Raw genomic sequence first — 25365 nt, 5'->3', positions numbered from 1 at the left:
CGGCAATCTACTAGCCTGTCTTCTGGGGGACGGTAAACGGTCGTCATCAATAGGAGGGGGTAGCAATGGAAGATCAATCGCCGGACGTTCCGGTCAAAAAACCGACGGTGCTGTTGGTCGATGACGAAGAGTCGATCCTCAACAGCCTGCGCCGGCTGCTGCGCAGCCAGCCCTACGAAATCCTGCTGGCCGACAGTGGCGCCAAGGCCCTGGAAATCCTCAAGGAGCGGCCGGTCGACCTGGTGATGACCGATGCGCGCATGCCCAACATGGACGGCGCCACGCTGTTGGCACAGATTCGCCAGTTGTACCCATCGACCTTGCGCATCCTGCTCACCGGCTATGCCGACGTCGACATGATGACCAAGGCCATCAACGAGGGCGGCTTGTACCGCTACCTCAGCAAACCGTGGAACGACGAGGAAGTGGTGCAGGCCCTGCGCCAGGCCCTGGCCCACCAGCATTCCGAAAGCGAACGCCAGCGCCTCGAAGCGCTGACCCGCGAGCAGAACCAGCAACTCAAGACGCTCAACGCCACCTTGGAAAAACGCGTGGCCTCGCGCACCTCCGAGTTGCAGCAGACCGCCGACATGCTCGACCTGGCCTACGATGAACTCAAGCGCAGCTATGTCACCAGCACGGAAGTGTTCTCGCTGATCGCCAACCTGCGCCTGCCCAAGGCCAAGCAGACCAACCGGCAGATCATCGAGTTGATCCGGGTCTACAGCCGCCTGCATTTCCTCGACGAGTCCACCGATCGCGACCTGACCATGGCGGCGGCGCTGTACAACATCGGCAAGCTGAGCTGGACCGACAACATGATGGTCACGCCGGCCGACCTGCTGCACCACACCGAGCTGGACCTGTACCGCGCCTATCCGAAGCAGAGCGAATCGCTGTTGATGACCCTGGACCCGATGAAGGACGCGGCCCGGATCATTCGCCATCACCAGGAACGCTGGGACGGCAGCGGCTTCCCCGAGCACCTCAAGGGCGAGGCGATCCCGTTCGGTTCGCGGCTGTTGAAGCTGGCGGTGGACTTCATCGAGTTGCAGCGCGGGTTGATCCTCGAACGGCAGATGAACAGCGACGAAGCCCTGGTCTACATCCGCAAATACGCTGGCAAGCTGTACGACCCGGACATGATCGAGGACTTCATCAAGGCCTGCGGCGAATACCTGGACGACGTGACCCTGTCGGACCCGACGGTGAAGGTCTTGAACACCCGGGAGCTGTCGGCCGGGATGGTCCTGGCGCGCAACCTCAATGCCGACAACGGCATGTTGCTGCTCAACGCCGGCAAGGTCCTGAGCGGTCCGCTGGTGGAAAAACTCATCGCCTTCGAAGCGATGGAGTGCGCCCGCTACAGCGTGTTCGTCAAGATTCCCGAAGACGCTTCGGCGCCCAGGCCGATCCTGGGGTGAACACAGCTCAACCTGTGGGAGCGGGCTTGCTCGCGAAGGCGGTGTGTCAGTTAAGGATGTATTCCCTGACACGCCGCCTTCGCGAGCAAGCCCGCTCCCACAAGAGACAGTGTTGATCTTGAGGCTTTGCTCCAACCGCTGCGATCTGTAATCTCCCGGGCATTTTTTGCCCGAGGCCAATTCCCATGACCGATTCGCTCATCCGCATCGCCGCCGCCCTGTTGATCGGGCCGGACGGTCGGACCCTGCTGGTGCGCAAGCGCGGCACCCTGGCCTTCATGCAGCCGGGGGGCAAGATCGAGCCCCATGAGCAACCGGTCGAGGCCCTGGCCCGGGAGCTGGAGGAAGAGCTGGGCCTGGTGATCGATCCTGCCCAGGCGCGCTACCTGGGCGCCTTCAGTGCGCCGGCCGCCAACGAGCCAGGCTTTACCGTCCAGGCGCAGGTGTTCCTGCTGGAAATCGACGCCGCTGTTTCACCGGCTGCCGAGATCGAGGAAGTGCGCTGGATCGATCCGGCCGGCGAGCACGACCTGCTGCTGGCGCCGTTGACAGGCGAGGTCATCCTGCCGTTTTATCGAGCGTCGCCTTCCGTGGCCTGCTGATTCCAGGAACAACGCCCATGATTGCACTGCCAGACCTGCTGATTTTCGCCGCCGCCGCGTTGCTGATGGTGCTCACGCCCGGTCCGAACATGATCTACCTGATTTCCCGTTCGATCTGCCAGGGCCGCAAGGCCGGCGTCACTTCCCTGCTGGGAGTGGTGGCGGGCTTTTTCGTGCACATGTTCGCGGCGGCAGCGGGGCTGACGGCGGTGTTCCTGGCGGTGCCTCTGGCCTATGAAATCCTGAAGTGGGCCGGTGCGCTGTATCTGCTGTGGCTGGCCTGGCAGGCCGTGAAGCCCGGTGCTCGCTCACCGTTCGAGGCGCAGCAGTTGCCGGCGGACTCTACGCGCAAGTTGATCACCATGGGCTTTCTCACCAGTGCCCTGAACCCCAAGATCGCGGTGTTCTACCTGTCGGTGTTCCCGCAGTTCATCAGCCCGGAGCACGGCTCGCTGTTCACCCAGAGCCTCATCCTCGGGCTGACCCAGATCAGCATCAGTTTCAGCGTCAACCTGCTGATCGCGCTGTTTGCCGCCGGGATTGCGTCCTGGTTCGCCCACAACCCGACCTGGCTGGCGGTGCAGCGTTATTTCATGGGCTTTGTGCTCGCTACGTTGGCGCTGCGCCTGATGCTTGAGCAACGGCGCGGGGCATGAACATCCGGCGGCTGCGGGCCGGCGATGCCAGCGCGTATCGCGAACTGATGCTCCAGGCCTACGCGCAGCATCCGCAGGCCTTCACTTCCAGCGTCAGTGAGCGGGCGGCGCTGCCGATCAATTGGTGGGAGTCGCGGCTGACCAGCCGGCTGGACGTGGTGCTGGGGGCGTTCGAGGCGGGGCAACTGGTGGGGATGGTCGGTCTGGCCCTGGAGCCTCGGGCCAAGGCCCGGCACAAGGCGACTCTGTTCGGCCTGTACGTCAGCGCCGCCCATGGCCGCCAGGGGCTGGGCCAGCAGTTGCTGCAAGCGGCCCTCGACGAAGCTCGCCGCCACCCTTTCCTGCGTCTGGTGCAGTTGACCGTCACCGCCGGCAACGACCCGGCGGTCAAGCTCTACCAGCGTTGCGGCTTTGTGCTGTATGGGCTGGAGCCGATGGCCATCCGGGTAGATGACGAATACTTCGACAAGATCCATATGTGGCTTGAACTGTAGGGCCCCTTCGCGGGCAAGCCCGCTCCCACAGGGATTGGTGGTGTCCACAGAGTTGGGCTTTGCAGCAGATCTTCCCACAGGGGTTGGTGGTGTCCACAGAGTTGGGCTTTGCAGCAGGTCCTCCCACAGGGGGTGGTGGTGTCCACAGAATTGGGCTTTGCTGCGGATCCTCTGTGGGAGCGGGCTTGCTCGCGAAGGGCTCGCCGCCATCAGCGCACCGCACTGACCCCATCGAGGGTGGAAAACGACGTGTCCTTCGCCGTCAGCAGGAAGTCGCGCATGTACGGTGCGTCGAGCATGTCTGTGCGGACCGCTGCGTACAGGGTGGCGAACAGGCCTTTTTCGCCCAGGCGCTTGGCCTTCACGTAGCCCCGTGAGCTGTATTCATGCAGCGCCCAGTGGGGCATGCCGCAGACGCCGCGGCCGCTGGCCACCAGTTGCATCATCATCACCGTCAGTTCGGACGTGCGCACCTGGGCCGGTTCGATGTCGGCCGGCTCCAGGAAGCGGGTGAAGATGTCCAGCCGATCCCGTTCCACCGGGTAGGTGATCAGGGTTTCGCTGACCAGGTCCTCCGGCACGATGAACGGCTTGCCCGCCAGACGGTGCTGGTTGGCCACGGCGAGCATCGCTTCGTAGGTGAACAGCGGCACGTAGGTGATGCCGGCCAGTTCCAGCGGGTCGGACGTGACCACCAGGTCCAGGTCGCCCCGGGCCAGGGCCGGCAACGGCGCGAAGGCGAAGCCCGAGGCCAGGTCCAGTTCGACTTCGGGCCAGGCGTCGCGGAACTGGTCGATGGTGGGCATCAGCCACTGGAAGCAGCTGTGGCACTCGATCGCCATGTGCAGGCGCCCGGCGGTGCCGCCCGCCAGGCGCGCGATGTCCCGTTCGGCGCCGCGCAGCAGGGGCAGGGTGGCATCGGCCAGTTGCAGCAGGCGCAGGCCGGCGCTGGTGAACCGTACCGGTTTGGTCTTGCGCACGAACAACTGCATGCCCAGGCGTTCCTCCAGTTCCTTGAACTGGTGGGACAGCGCGGACTGGGTCAGGTGCAGGCGTTCGGCGGCTTCCACCAGGCTATCGGCTTCGCGCAGGGCATGCAGGGTCTTGAGGTGACGGAGTTCAAGCACCGGAGGCTCCATGAGAAAAACTTGTGATCAACACGAAAAGGTTGAGTTTGTCTCATGAAGGGTCGGCTGTCGACAATAGCGCCATCTTTTACAGGAGGACGCACACCATGGCCCTGGCCCACACCCTCGGTTTTCCCCGCATCGGCGCCGACCGCGAACTGAAAAAAGCCCTCGAAGCCTACTGGAAGGGCGACCTGGCACCGGACGCGCTGCAAGCGGTGGGACGTGAGCTGCGGGCCCGGCACTGGCAATTGCAGAAAGACGCCGGCATCGACCTGCTGCCCGTCGGCGACTTCGCCTGGTACGACCAGGTGCTCAGCCACACCCTGGCTTTGGGCGTGGTTCCATCGCGTTTCCACGACACCCTCAATGGCCAGGGCCGGCCTACCCTCGACACCTTGTTCGCCATGGCCCGTGGCGCCACCGCCAGCTGTTGCGCCGGTCACGACCAGGCGCAACACGCCCAGGAGCTGACCAAGTGGTTCGACACCAACTATCACTACCTGGTCCCGGAGTTCTCCGCTGACCAAGCGTTCACCCTGAGCTGGGAACAGCTGTTCGACGAAGTGGACGAGGCCCACGCCCTGGGCCATCGGGTCAAGCCGGTGCTCATCGGCCCGCTGACCTACCTGTGGCTGGGCAAGGCCAAGGGCGAGGACTTCGACAAGCTGGACCTGCTGGAGCGGTTGCTGCCGGTCTACGGTGAAATCCTCAATCGTCTCCAGCGCCAGGGCGTGGAATGGGTGCAGATCGACGAGCCGATCCTGACCCTCGATTTGCCCCAGGCCTGGAAAAATGCCTTCGAGCGGGCCTACCACATCCTTCAGTATTCGCCGCTGAAAAAACTCGTGGCGACCTACTTCAGCGGCCTGGCCGACAACCTCGGCCTGGCGGTGAGCCTGCCGGTGGATGGCTTGCACATCGACGCGGTACGTGCGCCGGAGCAATTGGGCCAGGTGCTGGACCGGCTGCCGAGCTACAAGATCCTGTCGGTGGGCCTGGTCAATGGCCGCAACGTCTGGCGTTGTGAGCTGGAACAGGCACTGGCGCAGTTGCAACCGGCCCAGGAACGTTTTGGCGACAACCTCTGGGTCAGCACGTCCTGCTCGTTGCTGCACAGCCCGGTGGACCTGGAGCGTGAAGACAAGCTCGATCCCGAACTCAAGAGCTGGCTGGCCTTCGCCGTGCAGAAGTGTGGTGAAGTGGCGGTGCTGCGCGATGCGTTGAATGACCCTCACGCCCCCGGCGTCCACCAGGCCTTGGCCGACAGCCGTGAAGTGCAGGCCCGTCGCGCCGCCTCGGCACGGATCCACAAGCCTGAGGTCCAGGCCCGACTCGACGCGATCAGTCCCCAGGACAGCCAGCGGCAATCGCCCTTCGCCCAGCGCATCGAACGGCAGCGTGCCAGGCTGAAGTTGCCGGCGTTTCCGACCACGTCCATCGGTTCTTTCCCACAGACGTCGGCGATTCGCCTGGCACGTCAGGCCTATAAACAGGGCAAGTTGTCGGCCAACGATTATCAGGACGCCATGCACACCGAGATCCGTCATGCCGTGCAGATCCAGGAGCGCCTGGGCCTGGATGTGCTGGTGCATGGCGAGGCCGAGCGCAACGACATGGTGGAGTATTTCGCCGAGCAACTGGACGGCTACGCCTTCACCCGTTTCGGCTGGGTGCAGAGCTATGGTTCGCGTTGCGTGAAGCCGGCGATCATCTACGGCGACATCAGCCGGCCCAAGCCCATGACCGTCGACTGGATCTGCTACGCCCAGCGCCTGACCGACAAGGTCATGAAGGGCATGCTCACCGGGCCCGTGACCATGCTGATGTGGTCGTTCCCCCGCGAAGATGTGTCGCGCCAGGTCCAGGCCCGCCAACTGGCCCTGGCCCTGCGGGACGAAGTGCTGGACCTGGAGAAAGCCGGCATCAGCATCGTGCAGATCGACGAGGCGGCGTTTCGCGAGGGCCTGCCGTTGCGCCGCGGCCAATGGCAGGAATACCTCGACTGGGCGGTGGAGGCCTTCCGCCTGTGCGCCTCGGGCGTGGGCGATGAAACCCAGATCCATACCCACATGTGCTACAGCGAGTTCAATGACGTGATCAAGGCCATCGCCGACATGGACGCCGACGTCATCACCATTGAAACCTCACGTTCGGACATGGAATTGCTGGAGGCTTTCGAAGCGTTCGATTACCCGAACGATATCGGCCCGGGCGTCTATGACATCCACTCGCCCCGGGTGCCGGACACGGCCGAGATGGTTTCGCTGATGAGCAAGGCGGTCAAGCGCATCGCTCCGGAGCGGTTGTGGGTCAACCCCGATTGCGGCTTGAAAACCCGGGCGTGGCCGGAGACGGAAGCGGCGTTGGTGAACATGGTGGCGGCGGCGCGGCAGTTGCGCAGTCAGTTGGCTTGACGCTGTAACGGATGAACGCAAGCGTCCCTGTGGCGAGGGAGCTTGCTCCCGCTGGAGTGCGAAGCACTCCCAAACATCTTTCGCCTGGAAGTAGGGTAAAGGCTCGAAGGTCTGGGGCGGCTGCGCCGCCCAGCGGGAGCAAGCTCCCTCGCCACGGTGTTCGGTTGCAACACCACTCGGCAATCTTCATCAAACTGTCACGCAACTGTGGCAGCGCGCTTGAACAAACTTCATCAGACTCGCGCTCTACTGGGGTTCTGCGTTTTGGTGTTTCTTCATGCGTGTATTCATTTTCCTGGCCGCCTTGTTGTGCGGCCTGCCGTCGATTGCGGCTTCTCGTTGTGATGTGAATGTGCCGACCCAACGGGTCGATCTGGATCAGGTCAGCGTGGCGTACCAGAGCGTGGGCCGCCCCTCCGATCCTGCGCTGTTGCTGGTGATGGGGCTGGGTGGGCAATTGATCCACTGGCCGGACGAAGTGGTGGTGGCACTGTGCGAACAGGGTTTCCGGGTGATTCGCTACGACAACCGGGACGTCGGCCTGTCCACCTGGCGCCAGGCGCCCGGCAGCGCCAACCTGGCCTTTGAAGCGCTGCGCTATAAACTCGGCTTGCCCGTGGCATCGCCCTATACCTTGACCGACATGGCCGAGGATGGCCTGGGCTTGATGGATGCCTTGCAGGTGCAGCGTTTTCATGTGTTGGGCGTGAGCATGGGCGGGATGATCGCCCAGCACATGGCTGCCATGGCTCCGCAGCGGGTCGAAAGCCTGACGCTGATCATGACCAGTTCCGGCGCCGAAGGCCTGCCGGCACCCAGCGCGGCATTGGTCCAGCTGTTGTCGCGGCGCAGCGCGCCGAATCGCGAAGTGGCGCTGGAGCAACAGGCCGACCTGCTGGCCGCCTTGGGCAGCCCCATGGTGGTCGACGATCGGCAGGCGCTGCTGCACCAGGCCGCGGTGGCTTATGACCGGGCCTTCAACCCCGAAGGCGTGCAGCGCCAGATCATGGCGATCCTGGCGGAGCCCAGCCGCGTGGCGTTGCTCAATCAACTGCGGGTGCCAACCCTGGTCGTCCACGGCACCGCCGACCCGTTGCTGCCGGTGATGCATGGCGTGCACCTGGCCGCACACATCCAGGGTAGCCAATTGAAGCTGATCCCAGGCCTGGCCCATCGTTTCCAGGAGGCGTTCAAGGCGCCATTGCTGGGCGCGGTGCTGCCTTACCTGCAACAGCATCGTGACGATACGTCGCACTGGGCGCAGATCGAACCGGTGCAGGCGCCGAATGTGCTTTGACAAGCATGCAGTTTTCTCAAGTTTCGTAGAACCTGTGGCGAGGGGATTTATCCCCGTTGGGCTGCGTAGCAGCCCCATCTTGCCGACTCAATTTACCTGACACGGCGAGCGGCACTCTTAGGGGCTGCTGCGCAGCCCAACGGGGATAAATCCCCTCGCCACAAAGGCCTACGGCTGTAGGCTCATCGCGCCTTGGCCTGCGCCACCAGCCATTCCATCAAGGCCTGCAACGGCGCCGCCACCTCGGCCTTGCGCGGGAACACCAGGTGATAACCCAACCCGGTTCCGACCTTCAGTTCGAACGGCATCACCAACCTTCCGGCGCTCAGGTCGTCGCCGATCAACGACCAGTCGCCAATCGCCACGCCGGTGCCTTGTGAGGCCATGGACATCGCCAGGTCGAGGGTTTCGAAGTGCTGGCCCTTGGCGGCGCTGCCCAGGTGCACCCCGGCGGCGTCCAGCCAGGTGGTCCAGTCGCGCCCGTCGGGGGTGGGGTGCAGCAACAGATGTTGTTGCAGGTCGTCGGGCGAGTGCAGCGGCACGGGGCCGTCCAGGAGCGGGCGCGAGCAGACCGGCGTCAGTTGTTCATCGAACAGGTGCAGGCTGGCCAGCGAGGCATCCGGCGGCGGGCCGTAGACCACGGCGGCGTCGAAGGCCTCGCGCTGGAAATCCACGCCGTGCTTGACCGTGGTGGTCAGCTCCACCGGCACATCCGGCCGCGCCTTCTGCCATTGCAGCAGGCGCGGCAACAACCAGCGCAGCACGCACGTCGGGGCCTTGAGTTGCAGGGCCCGGTGCTTGTCACCGATCTGCTCCACCGCCTCGCCGATCAGGTTGAACACCTGCTGCACCCGCGGCAGCCACGCCGCGCCTTGCGTCGTCAGGCTCAAGCCCCGGGCCTGGCGCTGGAACAACGCATAGCCTAGATGAGCCTCCAGCCCGGCGATCTGCCGGCTCACCGCGCCCTGGGTGATGTGCAACTGTTCGGCGGCCCGGGTGAAGTTGCAGCACTGGGCGGTGACCAGGAAGGTGTGCAGGGCCGGAAGCGGCGGAAGGCGTTTCATCGGTGCGAGCCATGACGTGAGGACATGGCGAGTATGACTTTTTATCGATTGTTGCCGCCATGGCCTGACCGTTCAATGACGCCATTCCAAGAGAAAAAGGGCAGTGGCGATGGCAACGTGCGGCGAAGTGTTGGTCAAGTTACTCGAAGGCTATGGCGTGGAGCAGGTGTTCGGCATTCCTGGCGTACACACCGTCGAGTTGTATCGCGGGCTGGCCCGTTCAAGCATTCGCCATGTGACGCCGCGCCATGAACAGGGCGCAGGTTTCATGGCCGACGGTTATGCGCGGGTCAGCGGCCAGCCTGGCGTGTGTTTCATCATCACCGGCCCCGGCATGACCAACATCACCACCGCCATGGGCCAGGCCTACGCCGATTCGATCCCGATGCTGGTGATCTCCAGCGTGCAGTCGCGCAGCCAGTTGGGGGGCGGGCGGGGCAAGTTGCATGAGTTGCCGAACCAGGCGGCGCTGGTGAGTGGCGTCGCGGCGTTTTCCCACACGCTGCTGTCCGTCGCCGAGTTGCCCGGCGTGTTGGCGCGGGCGTTCGCGATGTTCCAGGCCGGGCGCCCGCGGCCGGTGCACATCGAAATCCCGCTGGACGTGCTGGTCGAAAACGCCGACGCCTTGCTGGCCAGTGTACCGGTGAACGTCAGCCGCGCCGGGGCCGCACCGGCTGCAGTGCAACAGATGGCGGCGATGCTGGCCACGGCCCGCCGGCCACTGATTCTGGCCGGTGGCGGCGCCATCGAGGCTGGCGCCGAAGTGACCGCGTTGGCCGAACGCCTGGGGGCGCCGGTGGCCTTGACCATCAACGCCAAGGGCTTGTTGCCGTCCCGTCACCCGTTGCTGATCGGCTCGACCCAGAGCCTGGTCGCCACCCGCGCGTTGGTCGCCGAGGCAGATGTGGTGTTGGCCATCGGCACCGAACTGGCCGAAACCGACTATGACGTCACCTTCGCCGGTGGTTTCGAGATCCCTGGCGCGCTGCTGCGGATCGACATCGACCCGGACCAGACCGTGCGCAACTATCCCCCTCGGCTGGCGCTGGTGGCCGATGCCCGCAGCGCCGCCGCAGCCTTGCTCGATGCCTTGGGTCGGCAACCTATGGCTGAGCACTATCAGGACTGGGGCGCGGCGCGGGCTGCCCGGTTGCGGGCCGACCTTTCGAACCATTGGGACGCGTCGACCCGTGCCCAGACGGTTTTCCTCGACAATGTCTTGCAGGCGCTGCCGGACGCAGTCTTCGTCGGTGATTCGACCCAACCGGTGTACACCGGCAACCTGACCTTCAACCCCGAACAGCCGCGCCGCTGGTTCAACTCGTCCACCGGCTACGGCACCCTGGGCTATGCGCTGCCGGCGGCCATCGGCGCCTGGCTCGGCGGCAAGGACCAAGGGCACGGACGCCCGCCGGTGGTGTGCCTGATCGGCGATGGCGGGTTGCAGTTCACCCTGCCGGAACTGGCCAGCGCCGTGGAAGCACGCGTGCCGGTGATCGTGCTGCTGTGGAATAACCAGGGTTACGAAGAGATCAAGAAGTACATGCTCAACCGCGCCATCGAGCCGGTGGGCGTGGACATTTACACCCCCGATTTCATTGGCGTGGCCAAGGCTCTGGGCTGCTTTGCCCAGGCTGTGGAGGATACGGCGTCACTGCGCGCGGCGCTGCTTACGGCTCGTGAGCGGCAGGGACCGACGTTGATCGAGATTGACCAGGAGGTTTGGACATCGAAGTGCTGAGGTGTTTTTTACTCGCCTCATCGCGAGCAAGCTCGCTCCCACATTGATCGCTGGTGAGCAGACATTCTTGTTCCCTGGACATCCCTTGTGGGAGCGAGCTTGCTCGCGATGGGATCGGCCCAGTCAACGCAACACCGCCGGTCAAACCGTCAACCGCAACCGCGCCAGATCCCGCAACGGCGGCGCGCCAAACAGTCGGCTGTACTCGCGGCTGAACTGCGAAGGGCTTTCATAGCCCACCCGATAGCCCGCGGCGGAGGCTTCCAAGCCTTCGGCCAGCATCAGCCGCCGGGCTTCTTGCAGGCGCAGTTGCTTCTGGTATTGCAGCGGGCTCATCGCCGTCATGGCCTTGAACCGGTGGTGCAGGGTCGAGACGCTGAGGTTCACTTCCCGGGCCAGTTCGTCGATGCGCAGCGGTTGTTCGAAGTGGCGGTTGAGCCATTTGATCGCCTGGCTGATGCGATGGCTCTGACTGTTGGCGATGGCGATTTCGTACAGGCGATACCCCTGTGGACTGCGCAGCAGGCGATACAGGATCTCCCGGCGCACCAATGGCGCGAGCATGGCGATGTCTTTCGGGCTGTCCAGCAATCGGGTCAGGCGCAAGACGGCATCCAGCATTGGCGTGTCCAGGCGCTCGACATACAGGCCGCGTCCGGCCGGGCGGGTCGGCACGCCCAAGGGGCCTGCGTCGGCGATCAGCGCGGTGATTTCCGCCGGGTCGATGTCCAGGCGCAGTGCCAGGATCGGGTGCTCGGGCGACACGTTGGCGATGCAACCGCTCAATGGCATCGACACCGACACCACCAGGTAATGCAGCGGGTCGTAGTTGAACTGTTCGTCTGCCAGGCGCACCTGTTTGCTGCCCTGGGCCATGATGCACAGCGCCGGTTGCGCCAGCACGGGGGCAAACTCGTTGGGTTGGCTATGGCGCGACAGGTTCAGCGAGGCGATCGCCGTCGCGTAGGTGCCGTCCTCGCAGGTATTGCGCTGGATGATCGACGCCAGTTCGGCGCGCTGTTGTTCCAGGTACGTGTCCAGCGGGACGTGGGCGTGATCGAGTGGCGTCATGCCGGAATCCTCGGGAAATAGAGAGCGGTGGGCAAAAGCTTATGTTTGTGCAAGCCGCAGCGGTAGCCACATCCTGTTGAAAGCTTGCCTGATCCTGCACGGCGTGACAGGGGGCGGCCGGGCCATGCTGGCGAAACTTGCTTGAAACCTTTTGTTTCAAGTTCTCCGGATTCAGTCGACGACTCGGCGAATTTTGTAACGCTCTGGCGCAGGATTGTGCAATGGGTCGGCAGGAATCGACTAACGAGGCTGGTGCCTTGGCGCTTAACCTTTGATCCTGTCGCAGCCTGTCACCGGCTGCACCACGGATGACCTGGGAGGGTTGAACATGACGACACAGATCCCCGTCAGTCACATGGTTTTCGTGCGGGCCCGCAGCGGTTGCTCCAAGCAACTGGGGGCACGCCTGAGCACACTGGTCGCGCCCTCGCGCCAGTCCCCTGGTTGCCTGCACTTTGCGTTGCAGCAATCGCAATGCGACGCCGACTTGTGGCTGGTGTCGGGGCTGTGGACCCATCAGCAGGTGATGGAGGCCTACTTCAATTCCCCGGCCATGGCGATTTTTTCCGCATTGGTACAGGACTTGGTGGTCAGCAGCCTGGATTTCCACACCTTTCGCGAAGTGTCCGCCGCCCAGGCGACTGAAGGCTGCCTGGCGACGGTACACAAACTGGCCGGTTGAAGGTTTAATGACGGTTATTTTTCATCGCCAGGAAGCTTGAGCATGGCACGTAAAGCCTTTGAAACCTTTGAAGCTGTTTCCGCCGTCATGCCCCGGGAAGGGGGCGGCTATTTCGCGGCCATCGCCACCAAAGCCCTCGGTGGCTCGGGGGCGCCGCGTTTCAACAAGGTGCTTGAAGAGCAATCCTTCGACACCGCCGCCAAGGCCGATGAAGCGGCCGCCGTGGAACTGACCCGCCTGCAGGATGTGGATGAAGAGGGTGGGCTGGTGTGGCGAGTTGACTGATCATCGACACAGAGCGCCCTCGCCAAGGGTCGAATCGCTATTGCCTTACGTCGGGCGATGCATCTTGAACAGCGCCTCGGGGCCCAGCTGGAAATAGTCTGCCGGGCCGCCGCCGCGCAAGATCGGCTCGGCGGCAGCAGTGTCGTAGATCCCGTCCTTCAACAGCCATTTGGCGATGTGCACGGCAACCACTTCACCCAGGATCAGCCAGCTCGGCACCAATGTCTGGTCCGCCCGTTGCAGTTGAATGATCTGGGTGACCTTGCATTCGAAGGACACCGGGCTTTCAGCCACCCGCGGCACCTGGATCACCCGTGAGGCCGCGGGGGTCAAGCCTGCCAGTTCGAACTCGTCGACCTCAGGCGCGACCATCGCGCAGCTCTGGTTCATCTGCTCAGCCAGCGGGCGCGTGGCCAGGTTCCAGGCGAACTCGCCGGTCTGTTCAATGTTGTTCAGGCTGTCTTTGCGACCGACGCTGGAAAAACCAATGATCGGTGGGATGTAGTTGAAGGCGTTGAAGAAACTGTAGGGCGCCAGATTCAGGCGGCCCTCGGCATCCTGCGAAGAAATCCAGCCGATGGGGCGTGGGCCGACGATGGCGTTGAACGGGTCGTGGGGCAGGCCGTGGCCGTGGGCAGGTTCGTAGAAGTGGATCTCATCGGGCATGACAGCGTGTTCCTGGAAGGCATGGGTCGGCGACTCATAGTGCAAGGCCCGGCCTTTTAATTCCAGATGGATGAACGCAGAAAAATCGCAGCCTCCGGCATTGCCGAAGGCTGCGATCCTGTTTCCCGACCCTCAACCGATGGCTTCGGCGGTGCCAGTCTTGTCAAAACCGTCGGCCGCGATGGCGTCGGCGGTGCCGGTCTTGTCGAAACCGTCGGCCGCGATGGCGTCGGCGGTGCCGGTCTTGTCGAAACCGTCGGCCGCGATGGCGTCGGCGGTGCCGGTCTTGTCGAAACCGTCGGCCGCGATGGCGTCGGCGGTGCCGGTCTTGTCGAAACCGTCGGCCGCGATGGCGTCGGCGGTGCCGGTCTTGTCGAAACCGTCAGCCGCGTAGCTGCCCGAGTGGCTGCGTTCGATGGCGGCGCTGGCACCGGCGCCGAAGGCGGCCGATCCGGTCTTTTCATAGCCGTCCGCAGCGAAGGTGTTGGCGGCCAGTACGGACAGGGTCAGGGCGAGCATCAGTTTGGTTTTCATGTCGGTTACTCCAGAGTCGTTGGCGATGTGTCTTGCATGGGTTAAATGCTACGCCAAATAAGTTGATTGAAAAGTTCAAAATAATGCTAAAAAAGATCGATTAAGTAGATGTTAAGAGCGGCGCATTTCAATCGCTCTCGTCGTCGGAGCGAACGTCGCGCAGGTCATCGATCAAGTGAGGTCAGGGTGAAGGGCGGGCATTAACGTGCGATTAATCGCTGATTTCCCGTGAGTGACAGATTTTTCATACATTCCCAACCTGTTTTTCACCGCCACAACGCCAGTCTGCCGTACGGCCAGAGGTACAAGAGCCGGCCGCCACACACTGGAGCGTTCCCCGCGATGAATAAATTGCCCCAAATCACCCTGGCCTTCTGGGTCATGAAAATCTGCGCGACCACCCTGGGGGAAACCGCCGGGGACCTGCTGTCGATGACCCTTGACGTCGGTTACGCCATCAGCTCGCTGATCCTGATCAGCGTGTTCGTCCTGACACTGGTCACGCAGCTCATGGCCAAGACCTACAAGCCCTTGCTGTACTGGATTGTCATCTTGTCCACCAGCACCGCGGGCACCACCATGTCCGATTTCATGGACCGCACCCTCGAACTGGGCTACGCCACCGGGTCGCTGATCCTGATTGCGATTCTGCTGGCGATCTTCGCCGCCTGGCGCCTGAGCGGTGATTCGCTCAACGTCACCAAGGTGCAGACCTTCCGCGGCGAGATGTTCTATTGGATGGCGATTCTGTTTTCCAACACCTTGGGCACGGCGCTCGGCGATTACCTGGCGGACGATTCGGGCCTGGGCTTTGGTGGCGGTGCGTTGTTGATCGGCTCGGCCATCGCCGTGGTCGTACTGCTCAAGTACCTCACCCGGATTTCCACGGTGGTGTTGTTCTGGATCGCCTTCGTACTGACGCGCCCCCTGGGTGCGACGCTGGGCGACTTGATGACCAAGTCCCATGAAAAAGGTGGCCTGGATTTCGGCACCATCGGCTCGTCGGCGGTGCTGGCAGGCATCTTGGTGGTGATGATCGCCGGGGCGGCGTATGCGCAGAATCGCTATGGCAACCGGGAGCGTGCAGCGCAGGTGAGCTAAACCGAGTCGTTCCCTTCGCAAGCAAGCCCGCTCCCACAGGTTCGGCGTAAATCCTGTGGGAGCGGGCTTGCTCGCGAAAGGGCCCTTGCAATCACCAGGGCAGTGACTGCCAAAACACCTGTCAGTCAGTCACGATCCGCGAATGCTTGCGGGTGTCTTTCATGGTGATGTACACCAGCAGCGAGACTGCGATGCAGCCCGTCACGTACCAGTAGTAGCCGGTTTCCATGCCGATGCTCTTGAACCACAGTGCGATGTACTCGGCGGTGCCGCCGAAGATCGACACGGTCAGTGCGTAGGGCAGGCCGACACCCAGGGCGCGGATTTCGGTGGGGAACAGTTCGGCTTTCACCACGGCGTTGATGGAGGTGTAGCCGCTGACGATGATCAGCGCCGCCATGATCAGGAAGAACGCGCCCCACCAGGTCTGGATGGTGTGCAGGGTGGTGAGGATCGGCACGGTGCACAACGTGCCCAGGATACCGAAGGCGATCAGGATCGGCCGGCGTCCGACCTTGTCCGACAGGCCGCCGATCAGCGGTTGCAGGCACATGAACAGGAACAGAGTGGCGGCGGAAATGGTGGTGGAGTCGGAGATGCTCATGCCGACGGTGTTCACCAGGTATTTCTGCATGTAGGTGGTGTAGGTGTAGAACGCCAGCGTACCGCCCATGGTCAGGCCGACCACGGTCATCAGTTCCTTGGGGTGGCGCAGCAAGGTGCGCATGGCGCTTTCCTTGGACTTTTCCTTCTTGGTGAACGACTCGGTTTCTTCCATGCCGCGTCGCAGGTACAGCGCGACGATCGCACACAGGGCGCCGATGGCGAACGGAATGCGCCAGCCCCAGGCGTACAGCTGTTCGCTGGTGAGGAATTGTTGCAGCACGATCAGCACGCCCAGGGCGATGAGCTGGCCGGAGATCAGGGTCACGTACTGGAAGCTGGAGAAGAAGCCGCGACGTTCCTTGGTCGCCATCTCGCTCAGGTAGGTAGCCGAGGTGCCGTACTCGCCACCCACCGACAGGCCCTGGAGCAGACGGGCGAACACCAGGAGGATCGGGGCGCCGACGCCGATGGTTTCATAGCCGGGACTCAAGGCGATGATCAGCGAGCCGAAGCACATCAGGTAGACCGAGGCCATCAGCGCCCGTTTGCGGCCGGCGCGGTCGGCGTAGAGGCCCATCAACCAGCCGCCGATCGGGCGCATCAGGAAGCCCACGGCGAAAATCGCTGCGGTGTTGAGCAATTGGGCGGTGGTGTCGCCCTTGGGGAAGAAGACTTTGGCGAAGTACAACGAGAACGCGGCGTAGACGTACCAGTCATACCACTCGACCATGTTGCCGACCGAGCCGCTGAAAATCGATTTGATCCGGCTGGCGGTGGTCCTTTCACGGGCGGGCGCAGCAGCCGACCCAAGGGGCAGGGCGTTGGAGTTATCCATTGAAGGATCCTTCATTTAATTGTTGTTGTGGAGCGCGTGTGAACGCAGCCTGCCAGAGCTATAGCAGGACCTGTGCCACGTAGCTCAGGGCCGTTCTAGAGGGGTTTGCTGCGCTGGATGAGCGGAAATCCGCTTATTTGCGGCGGGCGGTGAGCGAAAATTCGCTCATTGGGGCTGTTCGCGAGCAAGCTCGCTCACACAGGGGGGAGTGGTGTGGGCGCTGGTTTTTCGGTTGGCCCGGATCAATGGGGGAGCGGGCTTGCTCGCGAAAGCGGCACCCCGATATCCAACTAACCCCGATACTCCGGCCGCTCGGCCAGCCCTTCCTTAAGGAAATCCACCAGCTTGCGCACTTTCGGCGACAGGTGCCGCTGTTGCGGGTACAGCGCCCAGACGGCGGTGTTGGGCGGTTGATGGGCTTGCAGCAGCGAGATCAGCGCACCGCTGTGCAAGTGCTCCAGCACGTAATAGTCCGGCAGTTGGCACAAGCCCATGCCTTGCAAGGCTGCGTCCAGTACCGCTTGCCCACTGTTGCAGCGCCAGTTGCCCTGCACCCGCTGGGAAAATTCCCGCCCGTTCTGTTCCAGTTGCCAGATGTCGGAGCTGCCCACCAGGCAGTTGTGCCGGCTCAATTCCGACAGGCTATGGGGGCGGCCATAGCGTTCCACGTAGGACGGCGACGCGCACAAGTACATCCGGCGCGGTGCGAGACGAGTGGCCACCAGGCGAGAGTCCTGCAGGCGACCCAGGCGAATCGCCAGGTCCAGGCCCTCGTGAACCAGATCGAGGGGCCGGTTGCTCAACTCGATGTCCACCCGCAGTTGCGGGTAAAGGCTCATGAAACGGGTCACCAGCGGCACGATAAAGCGCTCGCCGTAGGCCACGGCGCAGGTCATGCGCAGCATGCCCTTGGGTTCGCTGGTGAGATCGCCCACCGCCCGAAGTGCTTCTTCACGCCCATCCTGAAGACGCTGGCAATGGTGCAGGAAGGTTTGTCCAGCCTCGGTGAGGGTGACCCGGCGGGTACTGCGGTAGAGCAGTCGCGTCTGAAGACGCTCTTCAAGCCGTACGATTTGCCTGCTGATGTGGGAGGACGACACCCCCAGGCGTTCGGCCGCCGCCGTGAACTGGCTGCACTCGGCCACGGCGACGAACTCGTCGATCCCTTCCCAGCGGTTCTCGGACATGAAGGATTATCCCTGTACGGCAATAATGTTTTGCTTTTGGCTGGATTATTCATCGTCCGGTGGCGGATTACACTCCCCGTCTTGTTTTTATTTGCTGGAGAACCCGAATGATCAAGTCACGCGCTGCCGTTGCCTTCGAGGCCAAGAAACCCCTGGAAATCGTTGAAGTCGACGTTGCCATGCCCAAGACGGGCGAAGTGCTGTTGCGCGTCGTGGCTTCCGGTGTCTGCCACACCGACGCCTACACCCTGTCGGGTGCCGACCCGGAAGGAATCTTCCCGGCGATCCTCGGCCACGAAGGCGGCGCCATCGTCGAAGCCGTTGGCGAGGGCGTGACCTCGGTGGCGGTGGGCGATCACGTGATCCCGCTGTACACGCCGGAATGCGGCCAGTGCAAATTCTGCAAGTCGGGCAAGACCAACCTCTGCCAGGCGATTCGCGCGACTCAGGGTAAAGGCCTGATGCCGGACGGCACTTCGCGTTTCTCCTACAAAGGCGAGACCATTTTCCACTACATGGGCACCTCGACGTTTTCCGAGTACACCGTGCTGCCGGAAATCTCCGTGGCCAAGATCGCCAAGGACGCCCCGCTGGAAAAAGTCTGCCTGCTGGGCTGCGGCGTGACCACCGGCATCGGCGCGGTACTCAACACCGCCAAGGTCAAACCGGGCGATACCGTGGCGATCTTCGGCCTGGGTGGCATCGGCCTGTCCGCGGTGATCGGTGCGGTGAAAGCCAAGGCGGCGCGGATCATCGCCATCGACATCAACCCGGCCAAGTTCGAGATCGCCAGGCAACTGGGCGCCACCGATTGCGTCAACCCGAAGGATTTCGACCGTCCGATCCAGGAAGTCATCGTCGACATGACCGACGGCGGCGTGGACTTTTCCTTCGAGTGCATCGGCAATGTCCAGTTGATGCGTGCCGCACTGGAATGCTGCCACAAGGGTTGGGGCGAGTCGGTGATCATCGGCGTGGCCGGGGCCGGGCAGGAAATCGCCACCCGTCCGTTCCAACTGGTGACGGGGCGCGTCTGGCGCGGTTCGGCCTTTGGCGGCGTGCGCGGTCGCAGCGAGCTGCCCAGCTACGTGGAAATGGCCGAGAAGGGTGAAATCCCGCTGGATACCTTCATTACCCACACCATGGGCCTGGAAGATATCAACAAGGCGTTCGACCTGATGCATGAAGGCAAGAGCATCCGCACCGTCATTCATTTTTAAGAGCAGCGGCAAGCTCCAAGCGGCAAGCTGCAAGTGAAGCGCGTGCGTTTTTCTTGCAGCTTGACGCTCGCTGCTTGTAGCTGAGGTGAAGCTATGAACCTCGAAAATCTCTCCTGCCAGAAAAGCTTCGGCGGCTGGCACAAGCGTTACCGGCACCGATCCGACGTGCTCGGCTGTGACATGGTGTTTGCCGTGTACCTGCCACCCCAGGCCGAGCAGGGTGCGAAGCTGCCGGTGCTGTACTGGCTGTCCGGGCTGACCTGCACCGACGAGAACTTCATGCAAAAGGCCGGCGCCCAGCGCATGGCCGCCGAACTGGGGCTGATCATCGTGGCCCCGGACACCAGTCCCCGTGGCTCTGACGTACCGGGTGATCCGGACGGTGCCTGGGATTTTGGCCTGGGGGCGGGGTTTTATCTGAATGCCACGCAGGATCCTTGGGCGCGGCACTATCGGATGCATGACTACGTGGTGCAGGAATTGCCGGCACTCATCGAGGCGCATTTCCCGGCGTCGGATCAACGTGGCATCAGCGGGCACTCCATGGGCGGTCATGGTGCGCTGGTCTGCGCGCTGCGCAACCCCGGGCGTTACCGTTCGGTGTCGGCCTTTTCGCCGATCAACAACCCGATGGATTGCCCCTGGGGTCAGAAGGCCTTCTCCCGTTACCTGGGGGAAGACCGCTCGAAATGGCGTGAATGGGACGCCTGCGCGTTGATCGCCGAGGCGGATGAGAAGCTGCCACTGCTGGTGGATCAGGGCGATCGCGATGATTTCCTCGCCAACCAGCTCAAGCCCGAAGCCCTGCAACAGGCTGCCAAGGCCGCCGCTCACCCGCTGACGCTGCGGCTGCAACCGGGCTACGACCACAGCTACTTTTTCATCGCCAGTTTCATTGACGACCACTTGCAGCATCATGCGCGCGCTCTGAACGCCTAATGCAGGTAGAATCACGCCCTGACAGAAATCAGGGCGTTTTTTTATGCGTATTGGCCACGGCTACGATGTTCACCGTTTCGCTGAAGGCGATTTCATTACCCTGGGCGGCGTGCGTATTGCGCACGGCTTCGGGCTGCTCGCGCATTCCGACGGTGATGTCCTGCTGCACGCCCTGAGCGATGCATTGCTCGGTGCGGCAGCCCTGGGTGACATCGGCAGGCATTTCCCCGACACCGATCCCCAGTTCAAGGGCGCCGACAGCCGCGTGCTGCTGCGTCACGTGGTCGCGCTGATCCACGCCAAGGGCTGGAAAGTCGGCAATGTCGATAACACCATCGTCGCCCAGGCGCCGAAAATGGCGCCGCACATCGAGTCGATGCGCCAGTTGATTGCCGAGGACCTCCAAGTTGAGCTGGACCAAGTGAACGTGAAAGCCACCACCACCGAAAAACTCGGTTTCGTCGGGCGCGAGGAAGGCATTGCGGTCCATAGCGTCGCCTTGTTGCTGTGCTCATGACCGAATTGGAACTGTTGGGGCCACGGGCCTATGGCGAGTCGCTGGGCAGTGCGGTGCTCAAGGCCACGGCGGAGGATTTCCAGGTTGATGAGGTGCTCGACATTCCGTTGACCGGCGACGGCGAGCACCTATGGATCTGGGTGGAAAAACGTGGCTTGAACACTGAAGAGGCGGCCCGGCGAATCGCCAAGGCTGCCGGCGTGCCGTTGCGCACCGTCAGCTACGCCGGGCTCAAGGACCGCCAGGCCCTGACGCGCCAGTGGTTCAGCGTGCAGTTGCCGGGCAAGGCCGATCCGGACCTGTCGGCGGCCGAGAACGACACGCTGAAAGTCCTCAAGACGGGACGCCACAAGCGCAAGCTGCAACGCGGCGCGCATTCGGCCAATGGCTTCACCCTACGCCTGACCCAATTGCAGGGCGATCGGGCGGCCATCGATGCGCGCCTGCAACACATTGCCCAGCAGGGTATCCCCAACTATTTTGGTGCCCAGCGGTTTGGCCATGACGGCGGCAATGTCGTCGATGCCCGAGCCTGGGCCGCGCGCAAGGCCTTGCCGGAGCAGCGCAATGTACGTTCGCGGCTGTTGTCCGCGGCGCGCAGTTACCTGTTCAACCAAGTGCTGGCAGCCCGGGTGGCCGACGGCACCTGGCAGCACGCTCAGGTCGGCGATTTGCTGGCGTTCACCGACAGTCGCAGCTTTTTCCCGGCCGGTGAGGCCGAGTGCAGCGACCCGCGCCTGGCCATCCTCGACCTGCACCCCACCGGCCCGCAGTGGGGCGAAGGCCCTTCGCCGGCCGCGGGGGCGACCCACGCGCTGGAACAGGCCGTTGCCGAGCGCGAGGCGGATCTGCGCGATTGGTTGATAAACGCACGAATGAGTCACGAACGTCGCATCCTGCGACTGCCCATTGGCGGGCTGTCGTGGCATTATCCCTCGCCTGACATTCTGCAACTGGAATTCGTCCTGCCGGCCGGATGCTTCGCCACTGTCTTGGTGCGCGAACTCGTCGATCTGGTGCCGGTAGGGCAGACGGACAGCCCATGCGTATTCTGATTTCTAACGACGACGGGGTGACAGCACCCGGTCTTGCCGCGCTTTATGCTGCGCTGGCGGATTTTGCCGAGTGCGTGGTGATCGCCCCGGACCAGGACAAAAGCGGCGCCAGCAGCTCGCTGACGCTCGACCGTCCGTTGCACCCCTGCTACCTGGATAACGGTTTCATCAGCCTCAACGGCACGCCGACCGATTGCGTGCACCTGGGCCTCAACGGCTTGCTGGAACGCGAGCCGGACATGGTGGTGTCGGGCATCAACCTGGGCGCCAACCTGGGGGATGACGTGCTGTATTCCGGCACGGTCGCCGCCGCCCTGGAAGGTCGTTTCCTGGGCAACACGTCGTTTGCCTTTTCGTTCGTTTCACGGCAAGTCGACAACCTGCCGACCGCCGCCTATTTCGCCCGCAAGCTGGTCGAGGCCCATGGCGCGCTGGACCTGCCGCCGCGCACGGTGCTGAACGTGAACATTCCGAACCTGCCGCTCGACCACATCCGTGGCATCCAGCTCACGCGCCTGGGCCATCGAGCCCGCGCCGCCAGCCCCATGCACGTGGTCGACCCGCGCGGCAAGGCCGGCTACTGGATCGCCGCCGCCGGTGACGCCGAGGATGGCGGGCCGGGCACTGACTTCCATGCAGTGATGCAAGGTTATATCTCGATCACGCCGCTGCAGCTCGACCGGACCTTCAACGAGGCCTTTCGAAGCCTCGATGGCTGGCTGGAGGGGCTGCATTGATGCGTGAGCAAGACGATATGTTGCGTCGCGGCATCGGCATGACGTCCCAGCGCACCCGGGAGCGACTGATCCAGCGGCTGTACGAAGAAGGCTTGTCCAATGCCCAGGTGCTGGAGGTGATCCGGCGTACTCCACGGCATTTGTTCGTCGACGAGGCCCTGGCCCATCGCGCCTATGAAGACACGGCGTTGCCGATCGGCCATAACCAGACCATTTCCCAGCCTTATATGGTGGCCCGCATGAGCGAGTTGCTGCTGGAGGCCGGGCCGCTGGACAAGGTACTGGAGATCGGCACCGGTTCGGGTTACCAGACCGCGGTGTTGTCGCAGTTGGTGGAGCGGGTGTTCTCCGTCGAGCGGATCAAGGTGCTGCAAGACCGTGCCAAGGAACGCCTGGTCGAGCTGAATCTGCGCAACGTGGTGTTTCGTTGGGGCGATGGCTGGGAAGGCTGGCCGGCCCTGGCGCCGTACAACGGCATCATCGTGACCGCCGTGGCCACTGACGTTCCCCAGGCTTTGCTGGACCAACTCGCCCCTGGCGGGCGGCTGGTGATTCCAGTGGGAGCGGGGGAGGTCCAGCAACTGATGTTGATCGTGCGCGAAGAACATGGCTTCTCACGCCACGTGCTGGGCGCGGTGCGATTCGTGCCGTTACTCAACGGGCCATTGGCCTGAGCATTTATAAACAGACGCTGAATTCCTCGGCTGCGGTTGTGTCTTACAGCGGCAGCGATGGATTGAACGGCTTTCAACGGCGTCGAGCAAACGTGTGCGGAGACGCATCGCGCTTCATTAATAGAAGCGTGGTCGCGGCCAGCTATATTTGTATGACGTTTGCCTGGTCGGGCAGGCGTCGATTTTTCAGCCACCACAAAGGGAGCGGCGGGTGAGTCTCACAGTCATTGCGCAGCGTATGGGTATCACGAGCTTTCAGCGCCTGGTGACTGGCCTTGTCTTGAGTGTTTTGCTGGTCGGTTGTTCCAGTACGCCGTCAGGCAACGTGCGGGTGGTCGATCGCAACAATGCAACGCCCCAGCGTCCTACCGTCACCACCGGCCAGTATGTAGTCCGTCGCGGCGATACGCTGTTTTCCATCGCTTTTCGCTATGGCTGGGACTACAAGGCCCTCGCGGCACGCAACAACATTCCTGCGCCTTATACGATTCATCCCGGTCAGACGATTCGCTTCGATGGACGCAGCGGTTCAACGCCAACCGCCGTCGTGACACAGTCGGGATCGACGCCGTCGTCCTCGAGCAAAACCACGGTGATTCGCCGTCCGGCGGGCAACGAAACGGCCACGGTACCGTCCGTCGCGAGCAAACCTGCACCCGCGCCAATGCCTCCCGCAGGCCCCGCCCCGACAGGCTGGGGGTGGCCTTCTAATGGCGTTCTTATTGGAAAATTCTCTTCAAACGGTAGTTTGAATAAAGGAATTGATATCGCCGGGGATTTGGGACAGCCTGTTTTAGCTGCGTCTGATGGCACGGTTGTGTACGCCGGGAGTGGTTTGAGGGGCTACGGCGAACTCGTCATCATCAAGCACAGCGATACCTACGTCAGTGCCTACGGTCACAACCGCAGGCTGTTGGTTCGGGAGGGGCAGCAGGTCAAGGTCGGGCAGACAATTGCCGAGATGGGATCGACGGGAACAGACCGGGTGAAACTGCATTTTGAGATTCGCCGCCAAGGTAAGCCAGTCGATCCGCTGCAATTCCTGCCACGTCGTTGATGTGCTTGTCAGCCTGTTCCGTCACGTAGAGGGAACAGGCTCCAGCGTTGCCAAGGATAAAGGCGTCGCTTGAGCTTGAGGTCGAACTCACCAAAGGACTATAACAATGGCTCTCAGTAAAGAAGTGCCGGAGTTTGACATCGACGATGAGGTGCTCCTGATGGAGACCGGCATCGCTATGGATTCGATGTCGAATGATGAAGGGGCGACTCCACCTTCCGTTCGTGCCAAATCCAAACACTCCGCTTCGCTTAAACAACATAAGTACATTGATTACACCCGGGCGCTGGACGCCACTCAGCTGTACCTCAACGAAATCGGTTTCTCGCCACTGCTCTCCCCCGAGGAAGAAGTTCATTTTGCGCGTCTGTCGCAAAGTGGCGACCCGGCCGGTCGAAAACGCATGATTGAAAGCAACCTGCGCCTGGTGGTGAAGATCGCCCGACGCTATGTCAATCGTGGGCTTTCCCTGCTGGACCTGATCGAGGAGGGCAACCTGGGCCTGATTCGCGCTGTCGAGAAGTTCGACCCCGAGCGGGGCTTCCGGTTCTCGACCTACGCGACCTGGTGGATCCGCCAGACCATCGAACGGGCAATCATGAATCAGACCCGGACCATCCGGTTGCCGATTCATGTGGTCAAGGAGCTGAACGTCTACCTGCGGGCCGCCCGCGAGCTGACGCAAAAGCTCGACCATGAACCCTCACCCGAAGAAATCGCCAACCTGCTGGAAAAACCGGTGGGTGAGGTCAAGCGTATGCTGGGGCTCAACGAGCGGGTTTCCTCGGTGGACGTCTCGTTGGGGCCGGACTCGGATAAAACCCTGCTCGACACCCTCACCGATGATCGCCCCACCGACCCGTGCGAGCTGCTTCAGGACGACGACCTGTCGCAAAGCATCGACCAGTGGCTGTCCGAACTGACGGACAAGCAACGCGAAGTGGTGATTCGCCGCTTCGGCTTGCGTGGCCACGAAAGCAGCACCCTTGAAGATGTCGGCCTGGAGATTGGGTTGACCCGTGAACGGGTCAGGCAGATCCAGGTGGAGGGCCTCAAGCGCTTGCGGGAGATCCTGGAAAAGAACGGCCTGTCGAGCGAGTCGCTGTTCCAGTAGCACCTGCTCCACCCCGTGCATCGCAACGAATGAAAAAGGGCGCCAAACGGCGCCCTTTTTCAGTTTGTAGAGCCGAGATCTGTTCCCCTCTCAAGGCTGGCGAGTTATCCGTCGCGAGGGAGCTTGCCCCGTGCAGGTCCGTCCTTGCCCCATTTCCGGTTCAGTTTGTAAGCCTTTGCCTACTCTTGCGTAAGCGTTCGGTTCACCACCGTATCGACGCAAAACCATTTTTGTTGTTGGAATTTTTTATTCCATTGATTTAA

Annotated in this window: 25 protein-coding genes; 18 read left to right on the top strand and 7 right to left on the bottom strand. The window is 62.7% G+C overall.

Going from position 1 to position 25365, the window contains the following annotated elements; genetic code table 11:
- The first annotated feature begins 65 nt into the window (after window positions 1-65).
- From VM99_13780 to VM99_13765, 4 genes are all read left to right on the top strand, one after another.
- Entirely contained in the window at window positions 66-1424 is a 1359-nt protein-coding gene (locus tag VM99_13780) for a chemotaxis protein CheY (GenBank protein ID AKJ99086.1), read from the top strand.
- A gap of 185 nt (window positions 1425-1609) precedes the next feature.
- On the top strand, window positions 1610-2026 hold the full coding sequence (locus VM99_13775) for a DNA mismatch repair protein MutT (protein ID AKJ99085.1): 417 nt from the start codon (window positions 1610-1612) through the stop codon (window positions 2024-2026).
- A 17-nt stretch (window positions 2027-2043) separates the two neighbouring features.
- Window positions 2044-2682: a lysine transporter LysE gene (locus VM99_13770; GenBank protein ID AKJ99084.1), complete on the top strand. Its 639-nt coding sequence runs from the start codon at window positions 2044-2046 to the stop codon at window positions 2680-2682.
- Entirely contained in the window at window positions 2679-3176 is a 498-nt protein-coding gene (locus VM99_13765; protein ID AKJ99083.1) for a GNAT family acetyltransferase, read from the top strand. Before VM99_13770 ends, VM99_13765 begins: the two co-directional genes overlap by 4 nt.
- Window positions 3177-3385: 209 nt before the next feature.
- Here the strand turns inward: VM99_13765 and VM99_13760 are convergent, their stop codons facing one another.
- A complete protein-coding gene (locus VM99_13760; protein ID AKJ99082.1) occupies window positions 3386-4303 on the bottom strand; it encodes an XRE family transcriptional regulator in 918 nt (305 codons plus the stop codon).
- A 107-nt stretch (window positions 4304-4410) separates the two neighbouring features.
- On the opposite strand from VM99_13760, the gene VM99_13755 reads away from it, so the two are divergent.
- Window positions 4411-6720: a 5-methyltetrahydropteroyltriglutamate--homocysteine methyltransferase gene (locus tag VM99_13755; protein ID AKJ99081.1), complete on the top strand. Its 2310-nt coding sequence runs from the start codon at window positions 4411-4413 to the stop codon at window positions 6718-6720.
- A gap of 277 nt (window positions 6721-6997) precedes the next feature.
- Complete coding sequence (locus tag VM99_13750) at window positions 6998-8017, top strand: alpha/beta hydrolase (protein AKJ99080.1); 1020 nt, start codon at window positions 6998-7000, stop codon at window positions 8015-8017.
- 182 nt (window positions 8018-8199) lie between these two features.
- Here the strand turns inward: VM99_13750 and VM99_13745 are convergent, their stop codons facing one another.
- On the bottom strand, window positions 8200-9081 hold the full coding sequence (locus VM99_13745) for a LysR family transcriptional regulator (protein ID AKJ99079.1): 882 nt from the start codon (window positions 9079-9081) through the stop codon (window positions 8200-8202).
- A 109-nt stretch (window positions 9082-9190) separates the two neighbouring features.
- Here VM99_13745 and VM99_13740 point away from each other — a divergent pair, with 109 nt between their 5' ends.
- Window positions 9191-10822 (top strand): hypothetical protein, encoded by a 1632-nt coding sequence (locus tag VM99_13740; protein ID AKJ99078.1) that lies wholly within the window; start codon window positions 9191-9193, stop codon window positions 10820-10822.
- A gap of 141 nt (window positions 10823-10963) precedes the next feature.
- On the opposite strand, the gene VM99_13735 is transcribed toward VM99_13740, so the two are convergent.
- Entirely contained in the window at window positions 10964-11893 is a 930-nt protein-coding gene (locus VM99_13735) for an AraC family transcriptional regulator (protein AKJ99077.1), read from the bottom strand.
- A gap of 328 nt (window positions 11894-12221) precedes the next feature.
- On the opposite strand from VM99_13735, the gene VM99_13730 reads away from it, so the two are divergent.
- Entirely contained in the window at window positions 12222-12575 is a 354-nt protein-coding gene (locus VM99_13730) for an antibiotic biosynthesis monooxygenase (protein AKK01752.1), read from the top strand.
- A gap of 42 nt (window positions 12576-12617) precedes the next feature.
- A complete protein-coding gene (locus tag VM99_13725) occupies window positions 12618-12860 on the top strand; it encodes a hypothetical protein (protein AKJ99076.1) in 243 nt (80 codons plus the stop codon).
- A gap of 45 nt (window positions 12861-12905) precedes the next feature.
- Here the strand turns inward: VM99_13725 and VM99_13720 are convergent, their stop codons facing one another.
- Window positions 12906-13526 (bottom strand): Asp/Glu/hydantoin racemase, encoded by a 621-nt coding sequence (locus VM99_13720; GenBank protein ID AKJ99075.1) that lies wholly within the window; start codon window positions 13524-13526, stop codon window positions 12906-12908.
- A gap of 132 nt (window positions 13527-13658) precedes the next feature.
- Window positions 13659-14060 (bottom strand): heme utilization protein, encoded by a 402-nt coding sequence (locus VM99_13715; protein AKJ99074.1) that lies wholly within the window; start codon window positions 14058-14060, stop codon window positions 13659-13661.
- A gap of 342 nt (window positions 14061-14402) precedes the next feature.
- Between VM99_13715 and VM99_13710 the strand changes: the two genes are divergently transcribed.
- Window positions 14403-15161: a membrane protein gene (locus VM99_13710; protein ID AKJ99073.1), complete on the top strand. Its 759-nt coding sequence runs from the start codon at window positions 14403-14405 to the stop codon at window positions 15159-15161.
- Window positions 15162-15282: 121 nt separating this feature from the next.
- Here VM99_13710 and VM99_13705 read toward each other — a convergent pair whose 3' ends face one another.
- Window positions 15283-16602, bottom strand: coding sequence for an MFS transporter (locus VM99_13705; GenBank protein ID AKJ99072.1), 1320 nt, complete (start codon window positions 16600-16602; stop codon window positions 15283-15285).
- A 290-nt stretch (window positions 16603-16892) separates the two neighbouring features.
- A complete protein-coding gene (locus VM99_13700) occupies window positions 16893-17789 on the bottom strand; it encodes a LysR family transcriptional regulator (protein AKJ99071.1) in 897 nt (298 codons plus the stop codon).
- A gap of 107 nt (window positions 17790-17896) precedes the next feature.
- Between VM99_13700 and VM99_13695 the strand changes: the two genes are divergently transcribed.
- The 8 genes from VM99_13695 to VM99_13660 all read left to right on the top strand — a co-directional run bounded on the left by VM99_13695 (window position 17897) and on the right by VM99_13660 (window position 25102).
- Window positions 17897-19009, top strand: coding sequence for an S-(hydroxymethyl)glutathione dehydrogenase (locus VM99_13695; protein ID AKJ99070.1), 1113 nt, complete (start codon window positions 17897-17899; stop codon window positions 19007-19009).
- 93 nt (window positions 19010-19102) lie between these two features.
- A complete protein-coding gene (locus tag VM99_13690) occupies window positions 19103-19948 on the top strand; it encodes an S-formylglutathione hydrolase (GenBank protein AKJ99069.1) in 846 nt (281 codons plus the stop codon).
- 43 nt (window positions 19949-19991) lie between these two features.
- Window positions 19992-20465, top strand: a complete 474-nt coding sequence (gene ispF / locus VM99_13685) for a 2-C-methyl-D-erythritol 2,4-cyclodiphosphate synthase (protein ID AKJ99068.1) — start codon at window positions 19992-19994, stop codon at window positions 20463-20465.
- Complete coding sequence (locus tag VM99_13680) at window positions 20462-21520, top strand: pseudouridine synthase (GenBank protein AKJ99067.1); 1059 nt, start codon at window positions 20462-20464, stop codon at window positions 21518-21520. Before ispF ends, VM99_13680 begins: the two co-directional genes overlap by 4 nt.
- A complete protein-coding gene (locus VM99_13675) occupies window positions 21508-22257 on the top strand; it encodes a stationary phase survival protein SurE (protein ID AKJ99066.1) in 750 nt (249 codons plus the stop codon). The genes VM99_13680 and VM99_13675 overlap by 13 nt, the downstream gene beginning before the upstream one ends.
- Window positions 22254-22931: a protein-L-isoaspartate O-methyltransferase gene (pcm, locus tag VM99_13670; GenBank protein AKJ99065.1), complete on the top strand. Its 678-nt coding sequence runs from the start codon at window positions 22254-22256 to the stop codon at window positions 22929-22931. Before VM99_13675 ends, pcm begins: the two co-directional genes overlap by 4 nt.
- A 211-nt stretch (window positions 22932-23142) precedes the next feature.
- Entirely contained in the window at window positions 23143-23988 is an 846-nt protein-coding gene (locus VM99_13665) for a peptigoglycan-binding protein LysM (protein AKJ99064.1), read from the top strand.
- 106 nt (window positions 23989-24094) lie between these two features.
- Window positions 24095-25102, top strand: coding sequence for an RNA polymerase sigma factor (locus tag VM99_13660; protein ID AKJ99063.1), 1008 nt, complete (start codon window positions 24095-24097; stop codon window positions 25100-25102).
- The last annotated feature ends 263 nt before the right edge of the window (window positions 25103-25365 follow it).

This window comes from Pseudomonas chlororaphis (assembly GCA_001023535.1).
GTDB lineage: Bacteria > Pseudomonadota > Gammaproteobacteria > Pseudomonadales > Pseudomonadaceae > Aquipseudomonas > Aquipseudomonas chlororaphis_E.
This window is presented reverse-complemented; position numbering and strand designations above follow the sequence as displayed.

Excerpts from the sequence above, each read along its gene's own strand:
- ispF (AKJ99068.1), top strand. The coding sequence starts at position 19,992 with ATGCGTATTGGCCACGGCTACGATGTTCACCGTTTCGCTGAAGGCGAT.
- VM99_13730 (AKK01752.1), top strand. The coding sequence starts at position 12,222 with ATGACGACACAGATCCCCGTCAGTCACATGGTTTTCGTGCGGGCCCGC.
- VM99_13675 (AKJ99066.1), top strand. The coding sequence starts at position 21,508 with ATGCGTATTCTGATTTCTAACGACGACGGGGTGACAGCACCCGGTCTT.
- VM99_13750 (AKJ99080.1), top strand. The coding sequence starts at position 6,998 with ATGCGTGTATTCATTTTCCTGGCCGCCTTGTTGTGCGGCCTGCCGTCG.
- VM99_13755 (AKJ99081.1), top strand. The coding sequence starts at position 4,411 with ATGGCCCTGGCCCACACCCTCGGTTTTCCCCGCATCGGCGCCGACCGC.
- VM99_13715 (AKJ99074.1), bottom strand. The coding sequence starts at position 14,060 with ATGAAAACCAAACTGATGCTCGCCCTGACCCTGTCCGTACTGGCCGCC.
- VM99_13740 (AKJ99078.1), top strand. The coding sequence starts at position 9,191 with ATGGCAACGTGCGGCGAAGTGTTGGTCAAGTTACTCGAAGGCTATGGC.
- VM99_13770 (AKJ99084.1), top strand. The coding sequence starts at position 2,044 with ATGATTGCACTGCCAGACCTGCTGATTTTCGCCGCCGCCGCGTTGCTG.
- VM99_13720 (AKJ99075.1), bottom strand. The coding sequence starts at position 13,526 with ATGCCCGATGAGATCCACTTCTACGAACCTGCCCACGGCCACGGCCTG.
- VM99_13765 (AKJ99083.1), top strand. The coding sequence starts at position 2,679 with ATGAACATCCGGCGGCTGCGGGCCGGCGATGCCAGCGCGTATCGCGAA.
- VM99_13710 (AKJ99073.1), top strand. The coding sequence starts at position 14,403 with ATGAATAAATTGCCCCAAATCACCCTGGCCTTCTGGGTCATGAAAATC.
- VM99_13775 (AKJ99085.1), top strand. The coding sequence starts at position 1,610 with ATGACCGATTCGCTCATCCGCATCGCCGCCGCCCTGTTGATCGGGCCG.
- VM99_13680 (AKJ99067.1), top strand. The coding sequence starts at position 20,462 with ATGACCGAATTGGAACTGTTGGGGCCACGGGCCTATGGCGAGTCGCTG.
- VM99_13745 (AKJ99079.1), bottom strand. The coding sequence starts at position 9,081 with ATGAAACGCCTTCCGCCGCTTCCGGCCCTGCACACCTTCCTGGTCACC.
- VM99_13700 (AKJ99071.1), bottom strand. The coding sequence starts at position 17,789 with ATGTCCGAGAACCGCTGGGAAGGGATCGACGAGTTCGTCGCCGTGGCC.
- VM99_13780 (AKJ99086.1), top strand. The coding sequence starts at position 66 with ATGGAAGATCAATCGCCGGACGTTCCGGTCAAAAAACCGACGGTGCTG.
- VM99_13725 (AKJ99076.1), top strand. The coding sequence starts at position 12,618 with ATGGCACGTAAAGCCTTTGAAACCTTTGAAGCTGTTTCCGCCGTCATG.
- VM99_13695 (AKJ99070.1), top strand. The coding sequence starts at position 17,897 with ATGATCAAGTCACGCGCTGCCGTTGCCTTCGAGGCCAAGAAACCCCTG.
- VM99_13735 (AKJ99077.1), bottom strand. The coding sequence starts at position 11,893 with ATGACGCCACTCGATCACGCCCACGTCCCGCTGGACACGTACCTGGAA.
- VM99_13705 (AKJ99072.1), bottom strand. The coding sequence starts at position 16,602 with ATGGATAACTCCAACGCCCTGCCCCTTGGGTCGGCTGCTGCGCCCGCC.
- VM99_13690 (AKJ99069.1), top strand. The coding sequence starts at position 19,103 with ATGAACCTCGAAAATCTCTCCTGCCAGAAAAGCTTCGGCGGCTGGCAC.
- VM99_13660 (AKJ99063.1), top strand. The coding sequence starts at position 24,095 with ATGGCTCTCAGTAAAGAAGTGCCGGAGTTTGACATCGACGATGAGGTG.